Raw genomic sequence first — 4449 nt, forward strand, 5'->3', positions numbered from 1 at the left:
CGACCGTGGCCGGCGCCCGCGAGGTCGCGGACGCGGCGGCGGCCACGGGCGTCCAGTCGGTCGTCTTCTGCACCTTGCGCTTCGCGCCCGGGACCGCGGGCTGGATCGACGAGCAGGCCGCGAAGGGCGGCTGGTTCACCGCCCACGCGTACTGGCTCAACGCCCTTTACGGGACCGGCGCCGACAGCCCGTACGCCGCGTCTCCCTGGCGCCGCGAGAAGGGCGGGCTGTGGGACGTCGGTCCGCACGCGCTGTCGGCCCTGATCCCGCTGCTCGGCGATGTCACGAACGTGACGGCCGTACGGAGCGAGCGGGACCTCACCCATCTGGTGCTCCGGCATGTGTCCGGCGTGGCCAGCACGGTGGCGGTGACCCTGAGCGCGCCGGAGGCGGGATCGGGATCGGGCGTCGAGGTGCGCGGCGAGCACGGTACGGCGGTACTGCCGACGGAGTGGGGCGATCCGGTCGACTCGTTCCGCGCGGCGACCGACGCACTGCTGGAGTCGGTCCGTACGGGTCGGCCGCACGCCTGCGACGTACGGTTCGGGCTGCGGCTGACCGAGATCCTGGCGGAGGCGGATGCCCAGGCCCAGGAGACGCGGGCCAAGGACTAGTTGGTCTGGACGCGCTCGATCCGGGCGTTGCGGATCAGGAACTTGCCCGGTTCGCGAACCTGCTCGAACGCGGCGTCGTTCAGCAGGGCGCAGCTTCCGGAAGGTGACGTGACCTGTACGGTCGTGGACTTGTCGTTGTCGAGATTGGTCACGCGGAGCGTGGTGCCGACCGGGAACTGATTGCTGGACGCGGCCGGGGCGCCCGCCTCGCCGGAGAGGGTGACGGTGGAGCCCGCGCAGACGACTTCGCCGTCGCCCTCGCCCACACTGTCACCCGTGGGCGGTTCGGCGCCGGGGGCCGGTTCCTCCGCCGGGGGCTGTTCCGCGGCCGGCGGCTGCGCACCACCTCCTGCCTGGCCACCTCCTGCCTGGCCGCCTCCCGCCTCGACGTCCTCACCGCCGCTTCCCTCGCCGACCTCGCATCCGGACGCCGCCTGCTGGAGCTTGATCTGCTCGATGACGGCGACGCGGTTGGCGATCCGTGCCTCGGACTGCGCGTCCGGCTCGGCCCGCTGCCCGGCGATGAAGTTCTCGTTGTTGCCGAGGGCCGTGGCCAGCCCGTCGCAGACCACCGAGGCCTGGCTGGTACCGGTCATCACCAGCGCCGTACCGCCCACCAGCGCGGCCGAGGCGGCGAGCAGGGCGAGCTTCTTCCTGGGGCTGAAGGTCTTCTTACGGGACACGTGTGGGGGCTCCTGTCCTCGGCCGCGTGGGGGCGGGCCGGCTGGTTCCGTGTGCCGTTAGGTACGGACGGTCCGGCCGTTCCTCTCAACCGCCACAGCGGTAACTTCCGTCACGGTGGACGGTGTTCACCACGCTCGGTTCCGTGCTCGGTTCCGTGCCGGGCGGCCCTGTGCCCGGTACCTGTTCCAGATCTCGTCAAATGCCCTCTGGCCAGGGACGATTGTCAGTGGTGGGCAGTAAAATAGAGGTAGTTCGTGAGGGTCCAACCACCGCGCCGGGAGGTCGCCGATGGCCGTTGCCACAATCACGACGAAACTCTTCGAGACTCAGCCCACCGCGCCCACCATCGTCCGTAAGCCACTGCCCGCGGGCCAGCCCCGGGAGTGGTACGAGAGCCACAACCGCCGGCTCAAGGCCATGCGCCTCGCCATCGCCCTGCTCGACTCGGGCGTGTACCACCCGGCGAACGCGACCAACCGCAGGATCCGCGGCATGGCGGCCCGGATCGGGATCCACCCGCCGTCCGACACCACCTGCCGCATGGTGCGAGCCCTGATCCGCTACGGCCGCTGACGGACGTCGTCAGCCGCTTCAGCCTCAACCGCGAGTGAGGCGCAGCCCCGCCGAGGCACGGCATCCGCCGAGGCACGGCGCCCACACCGGCTCTCCGGTCCGACACGGACCGGAGAGCCGGTTATCCGTCCGTACGCCCTGGCGTGTCAAGCGGCGATCCAGGGCCTGGTCTCCACGGTGTGCAACCGCCCTTGCGTCAGTGCGAACTGCGGCAGGGACACCTCGTACTCCTCCGCGATGGCGTCCAGTGCCTCGTACTCGTCGTCGGGATCCAGTGCGAGATCCTCGGAGCCCGGGAAGAGGTCCTCCGGGTCGAGGATCTCCGGAAGCGTTCCCCACTCGTCGATGTCTCCGCCGTGCATCGTGAATCCGTACCGGCGCTCTCCGTCCTCGGCATAGGAGAAGTGGAACGTGCCCGGTATCTCCTGCGACTCACTGCCTCTCTCGACCCACACCATGACCGACGCCGTGCCCAGGGAGGCGATCTCGCCCAACTCGCGTGCCGTGTCGGACGGTCCGACGGCCGGGAAGGGCTCCAGGCCCTCCGAACGGTCCGGTCCCTCCGCACGCCTCTGGCCCTCCGGGCCCACCTGGCCCATGTCGTCGCTCACGAAGGCGAAGCTCCAGCCGCTGTCGCCTCCGCACCATCCGATACGGGCCGCTTGCCCGGCCTCCCGCTCGTCGGCCGGCGCCGACGATGTCACCGGCCGGCCCGGCTCCCGTGCGATGCGTACGGCCAGATCCTCGGGTGAGATGTCCTCGACAAGAAGGAACCGGTAGGAGCCACGCTCCTGTCCGTCGTCGGCGAGCCAGGCGAGCCCGTCGAAGGCCGGCTCTCCCGGCCCACCCGGCTCCTCGCTCTCCATCACGCCTTCCTCACGTCCTTCGCCTCGGGGCGTCTCCAGGATGTACCGGCCGCGCTCAGGTGTGATCACCGGTCCGAGAAGAGGATCGGTGAGCAGTCCGACGGGCGCTATGTGTTCGCTGCCGCGCGGCTCCCACTCGGCCACGGCGTCCGCGATCGTCTCCCACGCTGCGTCCGTGTCGCCCCACCGCGCGTGCTCCCGCGCCGTGGCGACCGCCTTGCCGAAGGCCCCGGAGGGCTCGTACAGGAACGTACGCTCCGCGACTTCCTCGGGATCCATCTCCTCCAGCCCGGCCAGCGGCGCCAACTCCCGTACGTACAGCGGTCCGCCGCCCAGCATCGCCTCCACCTGGACGCGCAGCCCACGGGCACGGCTCCGGCCGCATCTGTCCGCCTCTGCAAGCCGTTCGAGCCGGCCGTCGATGTCGTCGCCGCGCAGGCAGCCCGTACGCGCCTCTTCGACATCGGCGTCGAGCTCGCGCGTCGTCGCGTTCTCGAAGCCGGGAGACTCCGCGTGATTGCGGTGGAACTCCCGGAACAGCGCCTGCATCAGCTCCAGGAACGACTCGTACCGCTCCGGTTCCGCACTCTCCTTGCCCGACCCGCCCGACCCGCCCGACCCGCCCGACCGGCCACGGTACAGATACGCCGCCCACTCCTCGTCGGCATTCACCTCACCGGGGTCGAGCAGGATCTCGGCGTCCGACGCGACGGCCAGTTCAAGCCGCGCCCCCGGCTCACGCAGTGCCCCCGCGCCCGGCGTCCCGTACCAGCGAAGCCCCTCCGCCGTCCCCAGCACCCCGATGTCCGTACCGGCCGCCCGCCAGCCGTCGGTGACCGCCAGGAACGACCGGTAGGTCAGCGGCAACGCCACGCCGAGCCGCTCCTCCAGCTCCTCGATCCGCTCTTCCTCCACAGCCGTGGAACCCAGCCATGGCTCCCCCGTCCCGGTCGAGTCCTCCCAGTCCGCACTCCACCGCTCAAGGAAGGGCCGCCAGTTGTAGATCTTCATGTCCACCATCGTGCCAGCGCCCACTGACAACCGACACCCAACGGCCCGCAAACCCGGGAGGGACGCGCGAACGCCACCTCGTGGACCGCGAGGTGGCGTTCGCCGTACATCTCTTCGTGTGCCGTCGGTGCGCCGATGGCGACGTCAGTTCCGGACTACGTCAGTTCCGGACTACGTCCGTTCCCGACGGCGTCCGTTCTCGGCCGTGTCAGTTCCCGGTGCCGTCCACGATGACCGGCGTACCGTTCGAGCCCGAACCGCACGGCACGGCGTACACCGGGTTCGCCTTCGCGGCCTCCTTGAAGGCCTCGATGCACTGGTTCCGCAGGACGCGGTCGGTGAGCGACCGCTCCAGGATCGCGTTGGCCTTGGCCACGCCCTCCGCCTCGATACGCCTGCGCTCCGCCTCGGCCTTCGCCGTGCGCGACGCCTCGACCGCGCGCTCGGTGGCCTGCTCCTGCTGGAGCTTCTTGTCTATCTGCGTCTGGAGCTGCTCGGACGGCCGCACATTGCGCAGATTGACGTTGGTGACGTCGATACCGCGCGGCTTCAGCCGCTCCTTGATCGATGTCTCGATCTCCGAGGCGATGGCCTGCCGGCCCGAGGCATAGCCCTCCTCGCTCTTGTGCTTGGCGAAGACATCGCGGATGATTTCGCGGCTGTCCGGCAGCACCAGCCGCTCCTGGATCGCGTCCTGGCTG

General features: G+C 70.3%; 4 protein-coding genes and 1 pseudogene. 2 read left to right on the top strand and 3 right to left on the bottom strand.

Going from position 1 to position 4449, the window contains the following annotated elements:
• Window positions 1–614, top strand: a pseudogene (locus tag GA0115259_RS40915) (gfo/Idh/MocA family oxidoreductase); the annotation flags it as partial.
• On the opposite strand, the gene GA0115259_RS36960 reads toward GA0115259_RS40915, so the two are convergent.
• Window positions 611–1297, bottom strand: coding sequence for an RlpA-like double-psi beta-barrel domain-containing protein (locus GA0115259_RS36960; RefSeq protein ID WP_093604884.1), 687 nt, complete (start codon window positions 1295–1297; stop codon window positions 611–613). The pseudogene GA0115259_RS40915 and the gene GA0115259_RS36960 overlap by 4 nt on opposite strands.
• A gap of 289 nt (window positions 1298–1586) precedes the next feature.
• On the opposite strand from GA0115259_RS36960, the gene GA0115259_RS36965 reads away from it, so the two are divergent.
• Complete coding sequence (locus tag GA0115259_RS36965) at window positions 1587–1871, top strand: hypothetical protein (RefSeq protein ID WP_093604886.1); 285 nt, start codon at window positions 1587–1589, stop codon at window positions 1869–1871.
• A gap of 146 nt (window positions 1872–2017) precedes the next feature.
• Here the strand turns inward: GA0115259_RS36965 and GA0115259_RS36970 are convergent, their stop codons facing one another.
• Window positions 2018–3748 carry a hypothetical protein gene (locus tag GA0115259_RS36970; RefSeq protein WP_093604888.1) on the bottom strand — a complete coding sequence of 577 codons (1731 nt, stop codon included), beginning with the start codon at window positions 3746–3748 and terminating at the stop codon, window positions 2018–2020.
• Between the two features lie 208 nt (window positions 3749–3956).
• Window positions 3957–4449: SPFH domain-containing protein (locus tag GA0115259_RS36975; protein ID WP_256098311.1), on the bottom strand; the 493-nt coding region annotated here is incomplete at its 5' end.

The sequence above is a fragment of the Streptomyces sp. MnatMP-M17 genome (genome assembly GCF_900091995.1).
Classification (GTDB): Bacteria; Actinomycetota; Actinomycetes; order Streptomycetales; family Streptomycetaceae; genus Streptomyces.